Origin of the sequence: Aeoliella sp. (assembly GCF_965227375.1) — a bacterium.
GTDB lineage: Bacteria > Planctomycetota > Planctomycetia > Pirellulales > Lacipirellulaceae > Aeoliella.
In genome coordinates, this window is the sequence record NZ_CBDDFX010000002.1 from 3,096,339 (window position 1) to 3,108,856 (window position 12,518).

The 12,518-nt window shown below is 60.2% G+C and carries 14 protein-coding genes; 3 read left to right on the plus strand and 11 right to left on the minus strand.

Translation table 11 applies throughout. The features are described 5' to 3' along the window. Positions 1-139: 139 nt before the first annotated feature. From tnpA to ACQK2L_RS25270, 10 genes are all read right to left on the minus strand, one after another. Complete coding sequence (tnpA, locus tag ACQK2L_RS25225) at positions 140-421, minus strand: IS200/IS605 family transposase (RefSeq protein ID WP_425399816.1); 282 nt, start codon at positions 419-421, stop codon at positions 140-142. A 275-nt stretch (positions 422-696) separates the two neighbouring features. Next, on the minus strand, positions 697-1,086 hold the full coding sequence (locus tag ACQK2L_RS25230) for a hypothetical protein (RefSeq protein ID WP_425399817.1): 390 nt from the start codon (positions 1,084-1,086) through the stop codon (positions 697-699). An 87-nt stretch (positions 1,087-1,173) separates the two neighbouring features. Continuing rightward, a complete protein-coding gene (locus ACQK2L_RS25235) occupies positions 1,174-1,464 on the minus strand; it encodes a hypothetical protein (protein WP_425399818.1) in 291 nt (96 codons plus the stop codon). Next, the gene (locus ACQK2L_RS25240) at positions 1,461-2,222 is read right to left on the minus strand and encodes a hypothetical protein (protein WP_425399819.1); all 762 of its coding nucleotides are present in this window, start codon (positions 2,220-2,222) and stop codon (positions 1,461-1,463) included. Before ACQK2L_RS25240 ends, ACQK2L_RS25235 begins: the two co-directional genes overlap by 4 nt. A gap of 50 nt (positions 2,223-2,272) precedes the next feature. After that, positions 2,273-2,896, minus strand: a complete 624-nt coding sequence (locus ACQK2L_RS25245) for a hypothetical protein (protein ID WP_425399820.1) — start codon at positions 2,894-2,896, stop codon at positions 2,273-2,275. Between the two features lie 3 nt (positions 2,897-2,899). Continuing rightward, a complete protein-coding gene (locus ACQK2L_RS25250; protein WP_425399821.1) occupies positions 2,900-3,523 on the minus strand; it encodes a hypothetical protein in 624 nt (207 codons plus the stop codon). Between the two features lie 81 nt (positions 3,524-3,604). Beyond that, on the minus strand, positions 3,605-4,474 hold the full coding sequence (locus tag ACQK2L_RS25255; RefSeq protein ID WP_425399822.1) for a formylglycine-generating enzyme family protein: 870 nt from the start codon (positions 4,472-4,474) through the stop codon (positions 3,605-3,607). Between the two features lie 257 nt (positions 4,475-4,731). Further along, entirely contained in the window at positions 4,732-6,114 is a 1,383-nt protein-coding gene (locus ACQK2L_RS25260; RefSeq protein WP_425399823.1) for a phytoene desaturase family protein, read from the minus strand. Between the two features lie 74 nt (positions 6,115-6,188). Then, on the minus strand, positions 6,189-6,449 hold the full coding sequence (locus ACQK2L_RS25265) for an acyl carrier protein (protein ID WP_252852598.1): 261 nt from the start codon (positions 6,447-6,449) through the stop codon (positions 6,189-6,191). A 132-nt stretch (positions 6,450-6,581) separates the two neighbouring features. Next, complete coding sequence (locus ACQK2L_RS25270) at positions 6,582-7,826, minus strand: beta-ketoacyl-[acyl-carrier-protein] synthase family protein (protein WP_425399824.1); 1,245 nt, start codon at positions 7,824-7,826, stop codon at positions 6,582-6,584. A gap of 180 nt (positions 7,827-8,006) precedes the next feature. On the opposite strand from ACQK2L_RS25270, the gene xylB reads away from it, so the two are divergent. Further along, positions 8,007-9,533: a xylulokinase gene (gene xylB, locus ACQK2L_RS25275; RefSeq protein ID WP_425399825.1), complete on the plus strand. Its 1,527-nt coding sequence runs from the start codon at positions 8,007-8,009 to the stop codon at positions 9,531-9,533. 9 nt (positions 9,534-9,542) lie between these two features. Here the strand turns inward: xylB and ACQK2L_RS25280 are convergent, their stop codons facing one another. After that, on the minus strand, positions 9,543-9,878 hold the full coding sequence (locus ACQK2L_RS25280; protein WP_425399826.1) for a hypothetical protein: 336 nt from the start codon (positions 9,876-9,878) through the stop codon (positions 9,543-9,545). Positions 9,879-10,176: 298 nt separating this feature from the next. Between ACQK2L_RS25280 and ACQK2L_RS25285 the strand changes: the two genes are divergently transcribed. Together ACQK2L_RS25285 and ACQK2L_RS25290 are read left to right on the plus strand one after the other, a co-directional pair. Next, on the plus strand, positions 10,177-11,790 hold the full coding sequence (locus tag ACQK2L_RS25285; RefSeq protein WP_425399827.1) for a DUF6798 domain-containing protein: 1,614 nt from the start codon (positions 10,177-10,179) through the stop codon (positions 11,788-11,790). Positions 11,791-11,799: 9 nt separating this feature from the next. Further along, the gene (locus ACQK2L_RS25290) at positions 11,800-12,468 is read left to right on the plus strand and encodes an HAD family hydrolase (RefSeq protein WP_425399828.1); all 669 of its coding nucleotides are present in this window, start codon (positions 11,800-11,802) and stop codon (positions 12,466-12,468) included. The last annotated feature ends 50 nt before the right edge of the window (positions 12,469-12,518 follow it).

The window sequence follows — 12,518 nt, forward strand, 5'->3', positions numbered from 1 at the left end:
CCGAAGGGCCGCGCTTCGGAAGCCCAGGGCGTAGCCCTGGGTAACCTGCACACCCATGGGTAGCTCCGAAGGAGCGCGCTATTCCCACACGTATTGTTCATCATACGGCACGTTGTATCTACCAAGAAGCTCGCGGAACTCATCTTGGAACGTAACGCCTTCCTCTGGTTTTGATCCACTTCGAGGAGTCTTGCTTGAGTTCCTGTACCAGTGTCGAAATGGCAACAGTTCGGCTCAGGGAACACGCGATATGCACGTGATCGTCGGTGCCTCCAATCTTGTGCGCAGGGCAATTGAGCGTCTTACAGATTGTCACGAGATAGGCGTGTAGTTCGGTCTCGATGTCGGTCTCGATGAGCGCCTGGCGTTGCTTTGTCGAGAAGACAAGATGGAGGAGCACATTGGAGAGCGATTGAGCCATGGTAGTTCGTCCCTTCGGGACTTGTGGTGTTCTGTCGCTTGGATTCCCAGGGCTACGCCCTGGGCTATCGAAGCGCGCTGCTTCGCAGCTAACTAGCGCGGCTTCGCCCGGAACACCAGCGATACCCCAGCAAGGCCTCTACCAGTTTAGCAGGACTCGAAAATGGGGCCCAGAATCAGGCCCGAAGGGCCGCGTTTCGGAAGCCCAGGGCGTAGCCCTGGGCTAGCAGTGCCCACCCCCATTTGTAGCTCCGAAGGAGCACGCCAAGTACGCGCTCATTCTTGCTTCCCTCCCTCCTCCACTGGCACGATCCACACCATGAACCCATCCGTCGGGCCTTCGATGTCCTTCGACGAGTAGCTGGTCGCGCGGCCCTCTTTATTGCGGGCGTGCACCTTGATGTCATGCGCTCGGGCGCGGTATAGAACGAGCGGCTCGGTTGGGTCGTGGAGCTCCAGTTTGTCGCCAATCTCCGACCAGCTGTAGGCCATTCCTCCGGTTTGCTTGTTCAAAATCCAGTCGTTCCACATTTCGGAGATTCCGATCCGAGCACTGGAGCTCGAGTTGACCTGTCCGTCAGCGGGGTCGATGTCGAAGTCCACCGTCACCGCCCGCGTTGGCTCGCCGGTGTCGCGATCGTAGCGCCGGTTGACCTTGACCTTCATCACGTACGTGCCGGGCTCCAAGAGCTTCGGATTCGGGTACTCGCCGACTTCCCGCTCGGGGATGCGGTTGGCCTGGTAGCAAGCTTCTTACTTCCGCCCCGGCGGCAGGTAGATGCGGTACTTGCGGGGCTCGTCGTTTTCGCTGGGCGCGCGGATGGCGTGAATCTTTGTTGGATCCTCGATCTCGAAGATACCCAGCACGTTGCGATGAGTCTTGTTCTCGGCGGCCAGTTCTTCGTTCCGCGCTTCTAAAATGGCGTTCCGCCGGCCCGATGAGTAGAGCCCTATCGCCAGCGCGGCGATCGTGATCAGCCATACCATCGTCAGCAGCGAGAATCGCGCGCCGCGTTTGGGTTGAAGTGCGGGGGTGCCTGTCATCGCATCTTCCCGTCTATCGGTTCCGATTCGATCCATAGCATGAATCCGTCTGTGAGGCCCGGGATTCTATAGCGGTATCGGTCGTAGGTTTGGCCGTCCTTGTATTTCTTTCGTGATTGGACTTCGGCCGCACGCGTGCGGTGCAGGACGAGGGGCTGGTCGGCGTCGTGCAATTCCACTTCTCGTTCTCCGGCGATGCGGTCGTTGTGTTTATCGCGCACGATACCGATGTCTTCGGTAATGTACTCCATGCATCCCGAATCTTCGTTGATGATCCAGTCGGCCGACAACTCGGATAATCTCAACTTGTGACGAATAGCAGAAGCTCCCGTTATATCCACTGGACGGACGCTAATTGCGCCAACTGCGAAACCAGTTCGCCTTTGGTTGTTGTCCCTTTCAAAAGCCACGCTTATCTTAACCTCATACTCGCCAGGCTTGAGAGTCTGTGGGTTCGGGCAATCGCCAAGCCCGTCCGCTGGAATGTTGTTTATCTGGTACTTAAGAAAATACGCGCGCCCAGGCGGCAAGTAGACGTGATAATGTCGCTTCCCGAGAATGGAACTTGAATCACGGCGAGGCGACATGTCCATCGTGTTGATCTTGGTCGAGTCCTCAACTTCAAAGATGCCGAATTCCTTGCGGTATTGTTCATTCTTGGCGGCTAGCTGGTCGATGTGCGCACTCAGTTCGGAGTTGCGTCGAGCCAAAGTATATAGCCCCACCACCAGCGCTGCGATCGTAAACAGCCAGACCATCGTTAGCAGCGAGAACCGCGCACCGCGTCGTGGTTGTTCGATTTGATCGCTCATCGGGGCTCCAGCCAGATCATGAATCCGGGTAGCGGACCCTTTGGGTCATTGGGCGGATCGTCTTCATTCGTGTAGCGGCGGCGGGCGATTAAGACTCGGCTGTCGGGTTCGAACACCTCGGTCGCGTCGCCCACACCTTCGCCAGAAGCCGACCAACTACTCCATTCGACCCACGGCTGAGAGCGACTACCGACGCTGCCAGAGTCGTGAACCAGCTTGCCCGACCAACCGCCGCGTTTCGGATCGCGCTCGATGACGTAGCGGATGACGTGCTCGCCCGGCTCGCGCAAGTACATGGTACCGCCGTACTCTGGAAACTCTGCGAGGGGAATGTTTCCGCCCGAGCTTCGCAAGCAGTAGGTCACACCCTCGGGAATCCAAATCCGCCACTTCCACTCCAACTTGCTGCCGGAGGGAACGTGAATGGCATGGATCTTGGCCTTGTCGCCGACGTGAAGTTCCCCCACTTCGGCCCGCAATCGCTGGACTTCGGCACGCAAGGGTCGCACCTCGCGGTAGAGCATCGCCACAGAAACCGCCAGAGCCACGATGGTGGTCACTAGCACCAACGTGAGGAGCGAGAAACGGGGGCGGCGCGTTGCAATTGTCTCTTTAACCATTGATCAACGGGAGTTTGATAGCCAAATTAGCAATCCTTCGTCGTAGTCGCTGGGCTTTCCGCGTTTGTCCGATTCCAACCGGAGCAATGCCAACGGTTCGTCGACATCGCTCGCAATCTGCTTCTCCTCGCCCGTGATCGAGGTGCCGATCATCGTGCGACCGTTGAGCCAATCCGTATCCTCGACCTCTAGAAACGGACTGTTGATACCATCGCTACGAAGGTAGAGGTATCTCACTCCATTCTCGGCGGGCAGAACCTCTGCGATTAGTGTCACCTCCCCGCCCGTCCCCAGTCGAGCCAAGCTGCTGGCTTTCTCTGGTAGTCCCTGCTTGGGGGCGTGCCTTGAGAGATGAATCCACCAATCGTGTCCCTTGGGCAGGTGAATTCGCCACTGCCAGTGGTATCCTCCTGCCTTCTTGACGGAAACCACGTGAACCTGGGATGCGTCTTCGACATCTAATTCTCCTACTTCGTATCGAAGACGGCGATTCTCCTCGCGCAACGGGCCGAGTTCTTGATATTGCAGGAAGACGGCAACCGCCAGCGCCACGATGGTGGTAACGAGCACCAGCGTGAGGAGCGAGAAACGGGGGCGGCGCGTTGGTGGGACGGTATCTTCTTCCATACACGGCTCATTCTAACACAGTTGCGGTAGAGCAATCGTGTATTCGCCGTGGAAGAGAGAATCTTGGCAATGCAATTACGTTCACTCTTCATTGAGTGTCAGCGTCATCGCCACGCGAAATCCGATCGGGCTGTTGCGTGCATCGGGTGCGTAGCGGCGGCGGCGAGCCGAGCGGCTGAACGTGGGCGAGTGTAACCAGCTTCCGCCGCGGCGGATTTTGGCTTTGCCATTGGGGGAACCCGTGGGATCGTCCAGCGGCGACTCCGCATAATAGTCGGCCTGGTCCCAATCGTCGCACCATTCCCACACGTTGCCCTGCATGTCGAACAGCCCGAAGGCGTTCGGTTGGTAGCTACCAACCGGCGAGGTGAAGACATATCCATCGTCGGGCGAGTCGCTGGTCATTTTCAGGCGATCCGTTTTATTGGTCTCCAACCACGCTGCGAATTTTGCGTTCGACGCTTCGTCAGAAACATTGCCGAACTTGGCAACATCGCCCGCGTTCTCGCCATGATGCCACGAGCTATCGGCACCGGCCCGGCAAGCGTATTCCCACTCGGCTTCAGTTGGGAGCCGGTACTTGACGTCCTCCAATTCGCTCAACCATTGGCAGAACGCAACCGCGTCGTTCCAACTGACATTCACCACTGGATGATCGTCGTTCTGCTCGAAGCCCACGTGCCGCCAGGTGAACTCGGGCGAGCGTTGGAAGGGCCGCGCGTCGTTGCCGGTGTATCCCCAGCCACCGCGGTCATCTTTCTCGGCGTCGGTAACATAATTGGTCGCGTCGACGAACTGGCGAAACTGCCCGCGCGTTACCTCGTGCAGCCCAAGGTAGAACGGCCGAGTGATCCGCACGCGATGTGCAGGCTTTTCGTCGCGCTGAGCTTGAGGATCGTCATCGGCCGCACCCATCACAAACTCACCAGCGGGCATGAGTCGGAGCTTCATGCCGATCGTATTCCTTCGGGATACCGATTCACCGATTGCCTTGGCAGTTTGCGTCTGCCGCTGGGACGCTATTCTCGCAGCGAAAGGCCACTCGCTATAGACCTGCCAAGGCGGCGGAGCCATCGTGTGCTGCCCTTGTTGGCCCAGCCCATTGGACATTGGGCAAGCGACCATGGCTACCAACACGGTGGTGGCGAGTAGGTAAGACTTGCTTCGATGGTCGCTCATCATTCCCCCTGCACCCCGCCCTTGAATCCTCAATCCCGCAAACAATGCATGTTCGCCATAGAGATGCCGCTGATGATCGCGCCAATGATGCCGACGAAACCCTGATCGGTGCCGCAGACAAACAGATTGTCGAGATGCGTCGTGCCGTCGAGTTGTTTGTCGGGTGCACCGTATACCGCTCCGTTGTCGTGGCCCGTGTAACGAACGATAGTGCCGGGTGTGAACATGTCGGTGTCGATCACGCGGGAGCGGAAGTCGGGCACGAAGCGGACCGCGGACTCGATGATGCGGTCCCACCAGCGGTGCTTGGCCAAACGATAGTCCGATTCGTCGAGCCCCATCCACCGCTGCTGATCGGCCAGCACCGTAACCCGCATCGTGCCTTCTTCGCCGAGCGGCCGATCGTAGCCAAAGTTGTCGGGCGAGCAGATTACGCCGCTCCGCACGTCGCAGATCTCGCCGGTTGGCTTGGTCCAGTGAAACTCGGGCGAGTCGTTGAAGAACGTGATCGTCTGGTGGTAGTCGAACGCCGAGGGTGGCACGTCGAGCGTGGCGATTGCTTCGCAGAAGCTGAGTTGGCCGCTGGCGCGCGAAGTGACCGGGTCGCCGTCGTCGCACAGTCGCATCGTCTCGCACCAACCTGCCGAACTGAGCACACGGCGGGCTTCGATCGTCTCGCCGCCTTCGAGCTCGACTGCAACCACATGACTGCCGTCAGTGGCTATTCGTTTGACTCCCGAACGCAACTTGAGCTCGCCGCCGAGCGATCGGAAGCGTTTGACCAAAAGCTTCAAGATCAACCGCACACCGGCGAACGGTCGACCGAGACCTTCGAGGAATATGCTGCGGAACATGATGCAGAACTGCCCCCAGTCCATGTCGTGCTCCCGGGCCGAGCCGTAGAACATCAGTGGGCAGAACAGCATCTCCACCAGTAGCGGCTCGCTGATGTAGGACGACACGACCTCGCGGGCCGACAGCTGCTGGTGCTCGTCGGTCAGGTCGTCGTAGTCGACGATCTGGCTGACCATCTTGTCGAACGCGTCGGCCTGGCTGGGAAACTGGCGGGCGACTTCGCTGCGCAGCAGTTCGAACTCGTTGGAGAACGACAGCTTTGCATCGGGGAAAACGATCTGCGAACCGTTCTGCGGCGAGATCTCAAAATCGTCCCACGAGAAACGCAACTGTCGCAGCAGCCGCGCGAGTGGCCCTCGCTTGGCCCCTCTGGGCGTGATGTTCGTCAGCGCGTGCAGCCCAACGTCGTAGTTGCGGCCGCGCAAGCGGTAGAACGAGTTGAGCCCGCCGATTGTGTAGTGGCGTTCGAGAATCGCCACCCGCTGCCCAAAGTGAGCTAGCCGAATACCGGCCGCCAGCCCACTCATGCCCGCGCCGATAATGAGAGTGTCGTACATAGCAGGAATGACCAACTTCGAATGACAAATGACCAATGACGAACTTGGTCATTGGTCATTCTGCATTAGGTCATTCATACCTTCTGAATGTCTTTCATCAGCGGTTCGAGGTACTCGACGGTGCTGTTCATGCTGGCGAGGTTCACGTAGTCGTCCTCGGGCACCTGCACGCGGTGGCGCTTGCGGAGTTCCATCACGATGTCGAGGAAGTCCATCGAGTCGAGTTCCATCTGCTCGCGGAAGCTCTGCGAGTCGTCGAGATTCGAAAGGTCCTCGTCCGGAGCGATGTCGGCCAGGATGTCGAGTACTTCTTCGCGGATTTCTTCTTTGGTCATAGTAGGTCTTGGGTTGGCGTCGGTTCTCGTAGGATGGGTCAAGCGAGTCTAAGCTCGCGCGGACCCATCATGTTTGTTTCTTTTCCAATCGATGGGTCAGCGTCGCTATCGCTCCTCGACCCATCCTACGGCTCACATTTTCTTAATCACGACAGCCGAGTTGATCCCCAGCATGCCGAAGGAGTTACTCAGTATCGTACTCACACCCTTCGTTTCGCGGGGTTCGCCGAGCACCAGGCCGGCCAGTTCGCACTCGGGATCGAGGTTGTCCACGTTTATCGTAGGATGACAAACGCCATCGTCAAACGCTGGCAGGTTGCCGGCCAGTTCCAGCGAGCCGGCGGCGCCCATCGCGTGGCCGATAAAGCTCTTGGTGTTGTTGATCAACGTGTCGCCATCGCCATTAAACACATCGCGCACCGCGGTGCATTCCTGAATGTCGCCGCTCGAGGTGGCCGTGGCGTGCGTGCTGACGATGCCGATGTCGCCTGCATTCATCCCAGCGCGATTGAGCGCCATCCGCATGCAGCGGGCTTGCTGCTTGGGGTTGGGCAGCACGAAGTCGCTGGCGTCGCTGTTCATGGCGTAGCCGACCAGTTCGCCGTAGATCTTAGCGCCGCGTGCGGCCGCGTCGGAGTAGCGTTCAACGATGAACAGACAACCGCCCTCGCTGACCACGATGCCGTTGCGGTCGCGATCGAAGGGGCGCGAGGCCTTGGTGGGATCTTCGTGCGTGGCCAGCGCGCCCTGGCTGGCGAAGCCCGCGAAGATGCCGAAAGTGCGGATGCTCTCGCTCACGCCGCCGCCGATGGCGACGTCGCACTCGCCCAGGAGCAGTTGCTGCGCGGCCTGAATCAGCCCTGCATTCCCCGCGGCACACGCCGCGCCCACCGTGTAGTGGGGGCCGGTGATGCCCATGTTCAGCGTGATCTCGCCGGCCGGGTTGTTGGCCACCGTGCGTGGGTTGTGGTGGTGGGTCCACACGCTGGTGTCGTAGTCGTACTGCTTGATCTCGTAGATTTCGTTCTCGGTCTCGACGTTACCGTGCTCGGTCACACCGACATACACACCAACGCGCTCGCGGTCGGTGTTTTCCCAGTCGATGCCCGAGTCGGCAATCGCCTCGTTGGCGCAGTAGATTCCGATGCTGCCGGCGCGGGTGCCGCGGCGGACATTGCGGCGTTTCTGGTACTTCAGCTCGTCGAAGTCGCACACTCCGGCCAGCGTCTCGCCCACATAGCGGATGTCGTACTGCTGAACTCCGCTACGGCCGCTGAGAAGCGCGTCGCGGTACTCGGCCAGCGTATTGCCATTCGGCGCGGTAAGCCCGACGCCGGTAATGACGATCCGCTGGTTGTCGGGCGCCTTGCTGGTCATGCGGCGAAAGGGGCTGGTAATGGGGGTGGGTAGCGTGGTGCGGCGAATCTACGAAAATAACCTTTCCTGCCTACCCTGGCAAGAATGCCGGCATCGCACCAGCGCGAGCTTGAGGGGCTCCGCACCGCGAAAAACAGGCAGTAAAACCGATCTTGTCGCACAATCCGAGGACCACAGCAGATGACCGCATTTCTGGGCGTTGATATTGGCACTTCCGGCACGAAGACCATTGCCGTGAATCCGGCGGGCGAGGTGCTGGCGCAGGCCAACCAGTCCTATCCGTGCCACCACCCCAAGCCATTGTGGAGCGAACAAGACCCGGAAGACTGGTGGAAGGCGACCGTCGCGACCATCCGCAAAGTGGTGAAAACCGCCAAACTCAAACCGGGCGACGTGAAGGCGATTGGCCTCTCGGGGCAGATGCATGGCTCGGTGTTTCTCGACAAGAACGACAAGGTGATCCGCCCTGCCCTGCTGTGGAACGACCAACGCACGTTCGCCGAGTGCGAAGAAATCGAGCGGCTGGCCGGTGGACGGAAGAAACTGGTGCAGATGGTCGCCAATCCGGCACTCACGGGTTTCACCGCACCGAAGATCCTGTGGCTGCGAAATAATGAGCCAAAGAACTTCGACCGCGTCGCCAAAGTGCTGCTGCCCAAAGACGATGTGCGCCGCCGCCTGACCGGCGAGTACGCCACCGAGGTCAGTGACGCCAGCGGCATGCTGCTGGTGGACGTGAAGCGCCGGCGTTGGTCGAAGCCGCTGCTCTCGAAACTCGATCTCGACGCGGATTTGTTCGCCACGATGTACGAATCGGAGGACGTCACCGGCACGCTCACGCCGGAGGCTGCCAAGCAACTGGGATTGTCGACCGACTGCGTAGTGGTGGGCGGAGCGGGCGACTGCGCGGCCGGCGCCATTGGAAATGGCATTGTCCGCAGCGGGGTCGTCAGCACTTCGCTCGGCACCTCGGGCGTGGTGTTCGTGCACAGCGACGAGCCGCAAGTCGACCCGGATGGCCGCCTGCACACATTCTGCCACGCGGTCCGCGGCAAGTGGCACATGATGGGCGTCACGCTATCGGCGGCCGGCTCGTTTGGCTGGTTCGCCGACGAACTGTGCAAAGACGACGCTGCGCGCGCCAAGCGTCAGAAGCTCAATCTGTTCGAAGAACTCACCGCCGAAGCCCAGGCCACGCCGCCGGGGGCCGAGGGGCTGTTCTTTTTGCCGTACCTATCAGGGGAGCGCACTCCGCACGCCGACCCGCTGGCGCGGGGCGCGTTCGTCGGCCTCACGGTCGCCCACACGCGAGCGCACATGATTCGTGCGGTGCTGGAAGGGGTGACCTACTCGCTGCGCGACTGCCTGGAGATTGTCGAGTCGCTGGGCGTGGCAACCAAACAGATTCGCACCACTGGCGGTGGCGCGAAGAGCGCCTTCTGGAGGCAGTTGCAGGCCGACATGTTCGGCAAGCGAGTGAGCGCCATGGCCAGCGACGAAGGCCCAGCGATGGGCGTCGCGCTATTGGCAGCCGTGGGCGCAGGCGAATACAAGAACATCGTCGAGGCAACCAAAGCCACGGTGCGCACTACCGATGAGTGCAAACCGAAAGCGGCGGCGAGAAAGCTCTACGACCGCGGATTACCCATCTATCGCAATTTGTACCAATCGCTGAAAGACGACTTCCGCCAGATTGCCGAGATGTGATGGCGAGACTTAACTCTTGTCCGCAGGAGTCTCGCTAGGTTGGGCCGTGGCGTCGACCGACTGAGTAAGCTGTGCCAGGATTGGCGATGCAGCGCCCAGAGTCGATTGAGGGTTGTAGTACTCCATCAGGTCGGTGTGCAACTGGATCATCCCCACGTACTGGGAACGAGCCTGCTGACTTTCCATCAACAGACCTTCCAGCTCGGTGACCTTTGGATCGTCCAACTCGTCGTCGAGCATCAGGCTGACAAGCTCATCCACCCGCTCGAGCTTGGTGGCCAATTCATGGTCGTCCAGAGCCGGTTTTTGATAGCCAAAGGGTTCTTTGGGTTCTTGATTAGCCACGATCGCACCTTTCGGATTCTACTCTTCTCTGTTGTGATTGAAGGAGCGGGCGGCTAGCCGTCCGGCACCTCCAAACTTCGTCAATGGTTCCTGCTATCCTTACGCCAGCAGGTCCCCAGTTGTTCTTCCCGCCTCACTAATAAAGACTAGCTCACGCGTGTTAGGTTCCGATGAGGAATTGTGCAACGGTCGTTTAGTCTTATCGGCCTCCTAAATCAAGACAGGATAGGAAACCTCTCTACTTACTAATCACCTTAAGAGCGTCTTTTGACACCAGAAAAGGCAAAAATAAAGTCAATTGACTGAAATTACTGACATCCCGCCGAGAGAAGCAGAAACCCGCACCCCCCCATTGTGGTGGACCTGGGCAGAGATTGCGCTCATTGTGGCCGTGTTCTACCTCAGTTGCCCTGCGCCGCCGCCGGGGGTGAACGAGCCCCATTACTTGTGCCGGCTCCGCCACGCGGTCGACCCTAGCTACTGCCCTGGCGACTTGTTCCTCGAGTCGCCCGATGCCCACTACACGTTCGTGTTGGTTTTTGCCCCACTGACCCGATTTTTCAGCCTCGAGGCGGTCGCCTGGCTGGGGCGGTTGGTGACCTGGGTGCTGGTGGCCTGGGCATGGCAACGGTTGTCATGGACGGTGGTGCCAAGGCCGCTGTTTGCCACGTTGGCGGCTGCGCTGGTCATTGTCGGCATCGCCGAGGGCAATTTCGCCGGCGAGTGGCTCGTCGGCGGGTTCGAGTCGAAGCCCATCGCCTACGCGTTCGTGTTCCTGGCTCTGAGGGCGTGGATTCTGGGTAACTGGAACTGGGCCTGGGTGCATCTGGGGATCGCCAGCGCGTGGCACGCTCTGGTGGGTGGCTGGTCGGTATTGATCCTGCTGGCACTGTGGCTCGGCGGGTGGCGACGCGAGCAATCCTTCGTCGGCATGCTGCCCGGGCTGGTGATCGGCGGCGTGATCTCGCTGGCCGGTATCATCCCGGCCCTGTTGACCTCGGCAGGCGAGCCGCCCGAAGTCCGCGCCGAAGCGGCCCAGGTCTACGTCTTCGAGCGACTGGCGCATCACCTTGCACCGCTGCACAAGAAAGCCGAGTGGATCGCCGAACGCGCGCTGCGACATGCCACGGTGGCGTCGTTGTTCGCCGCGCTGCTGGCCTTGCGGATCCGCATGCTGCGGGAGAACGAAGATGTGAAGCTGCGCGACGACCCCGCTTGCCGCATCGCGTTCTACGCCGCCGGTGCGATTGTCTTGGCGATCATCGGCGCACTGGTTGAACTGGTGCTGTGGAATCATCCGACCGCAGCCGCTTCGCTACTGCGTTACTATTGGTTCCGCCTGGTCGATGTGGCGGTGCCGATGGCTGCGGCGTTGCTGTGGATCCGCTTGCTGGCGGACTTGATGGCCGCACGCGATCGCTGGGCGCCGGCAATGCTCACCATCATGCTGCTGGTGGCCGGCGTGCCGCTGGGTATTGCGATGCGGGATTACGCCGCGAAGCCGGTGGCCGTGTCGGACGCCCGCCGCCGCGACGTAGCCGACTGGCTCGACATCTGCCAATGGGTGAAGGACGAAACGCCCACCGATGCGTTGTTCCTCACTCCGCGAGGCAACACTTCCTTCAAATGGCACGGCGAGCGGGCGGAGGTGGTCACATATAAGGACATCCCGCAAAACGCAACGGGGCTCATCGAGTGGCGGCGTCGGCTGTACGATGTATTCAAGCCCGATGGCGACCCCGATCAGCCGTGGGTCGGCAGCCTGGGGCAATTGGGCACTCCGCGAATCATGGAGCTGGCCGACAAGTACCAGGTTGACTACGTCCTGACTCGCCACGGAGCACCGTTGAGCTTGCCAATCGCTTACGACAACAAGACGTACGTAGTTTACGAAATCCAAAATAACGAGTAACCGACGCCTATGATCCCTGCTCCCGACAGTCCGATTCGCGCCGTGGTGTTTGACCTCGACGGCTTGATGGTCAACACCGAAGACGTTTACCACTTGGTTGGCACCGAGTTGATGCGCCGGCGAGGCAAGACGTTCGACGACGACCTGCGGGGCGCGATGATGGGGCAGCCGGCTCATGCGGCCTTGAGTGTCGCCATCGAGTGGCATTCGCTCAGCGATTCGCTCGAAGACCTGGCGGCCGAATCGGAAGCAACATTCTGGGAACTGGTCGAAGACAAACTGACCACTATGGCCGGCTTGCACGATCTGCTCTCGGCGGTCGACCATCACGGGAAGCGGAAGGCAATCGCCACCAGCGGCGCGCGGGACTATGCAGAGGAACTATTGAAGCGAGTCGACCTGCACGAGCACTTCGAGTTCTTGATGACGGCCAATGACATTACGCATGGCAAGCCGCACCCCGAGATTTACGAGAAAGCGGCCGCCAAGCTGGGCCTCGCGCCGGCCGAGACGTTGGTGCTCGAAGACAGTCACAACGGCTGCAAGGCCGGCATCGCCGCCGGGGCATACACGATCGCGGTGCCCAGCCCTCACAGCGCCGATCACGACTTCACCGGCGCGAAGTTCATCGCCGACACGCTAGCAGACCCTCGCATCCAACAAGTGCTAGCGGGCTAGAGATTCGTTCAAAGTTTCGCAACCCGTACAGCCGATACCTCCGACAAAGC

Excerpts from the sequence above, each read along its gene's own strand:
- ACQK2L_RS25255 (WP_425399822.1), bottom strand. The coding sequence starts at position 4,474 with ATGAAGCTCCGACTCATGCCCGCTGGTGAGTTTGTGATGGGTGCGGCC.
- ACQK2L_RS25230 (WP_425399817.1), bottom strand. The coding sequence starts at position 1,086 with ATGAAGGTCAAGGTCAACCGGCGCTACGATCGCGACACCGGCGAGCCA.
- ACQK2L_RS25240 (WP_425399819.1), bottom strand. The coding sequence starts at position 2,222 with ATGGTCTGGCTGTTTACGATCGCAGCGCTGGTGGTGGGGCTATATACT.
- xylB (WP_425399825.1), top strand. The coding sequence starts at position 8,007 with ATGACCGCATTTCTGGGCGTTGATATTGGCACTTCCGGCACGAAGACC.
- ACQK2L_RS25250 (WP_425399821.1), bottom strand. The coding sequence starts at position 3,523 with ATGGAAGAAGATACCGTCCCACCAACGCGCCGCCCCCGTTTCTCGCTC.
- tnpA (WP_425399816.1), bottom strand. The coding sequence starts at position 421 with ATGGCTCAATCGCTCTCCAATGTGCTCCTCCATCTTGTCTTCTCGACA.
- ACQK2L_RS25235 (WP_425399818.1), bottom strand. The coding sequence starts at position 1,464 with ATGACAGGCACCCCCGCACTTCAACCCAAACGCGGCGCGCGATTCTCG.
- ACQK2L_RS25260 (WP_425399823.1), bottom strand. The coding sequence starts at position 6,114 with ATGTACGACACTCTCATTATCGGCGCGGGCATGAGTGGGCTGGCGGCC.
- ACQK2L_RS25245 (WP_425399820.1), bottom strand. The coding sequence starts at position 2,896 with ATGGTTAAAGAGACAATTGCAACGCGCCGCCCCCGTTTCTCGCTCCTC.
- ACQK2L_RS25290 (WP_425399828.1), top strand. The coding sequence starts at position 11,800 with ATGATCCCTGCTCCCGACAGTCCGATTCGCGCCGTGGTGTTTGACCTC.
- ACQK2L_RS25265 (WP_252852598.1), bottom strand. The coding sequence starts at position 6,449 with ATGACCAAAGAAGAAATCCGCGAAGAAGTACTCGACATCCTGGCCGAC.
- ACQK2L_RS25270 (WP_425399824.1), bottom strand. The coding sequence starts at position 7,826 with ATGACCAGCAAGGCGCCCGACAACCAGCGGATCGTCATTACCGGCGTC.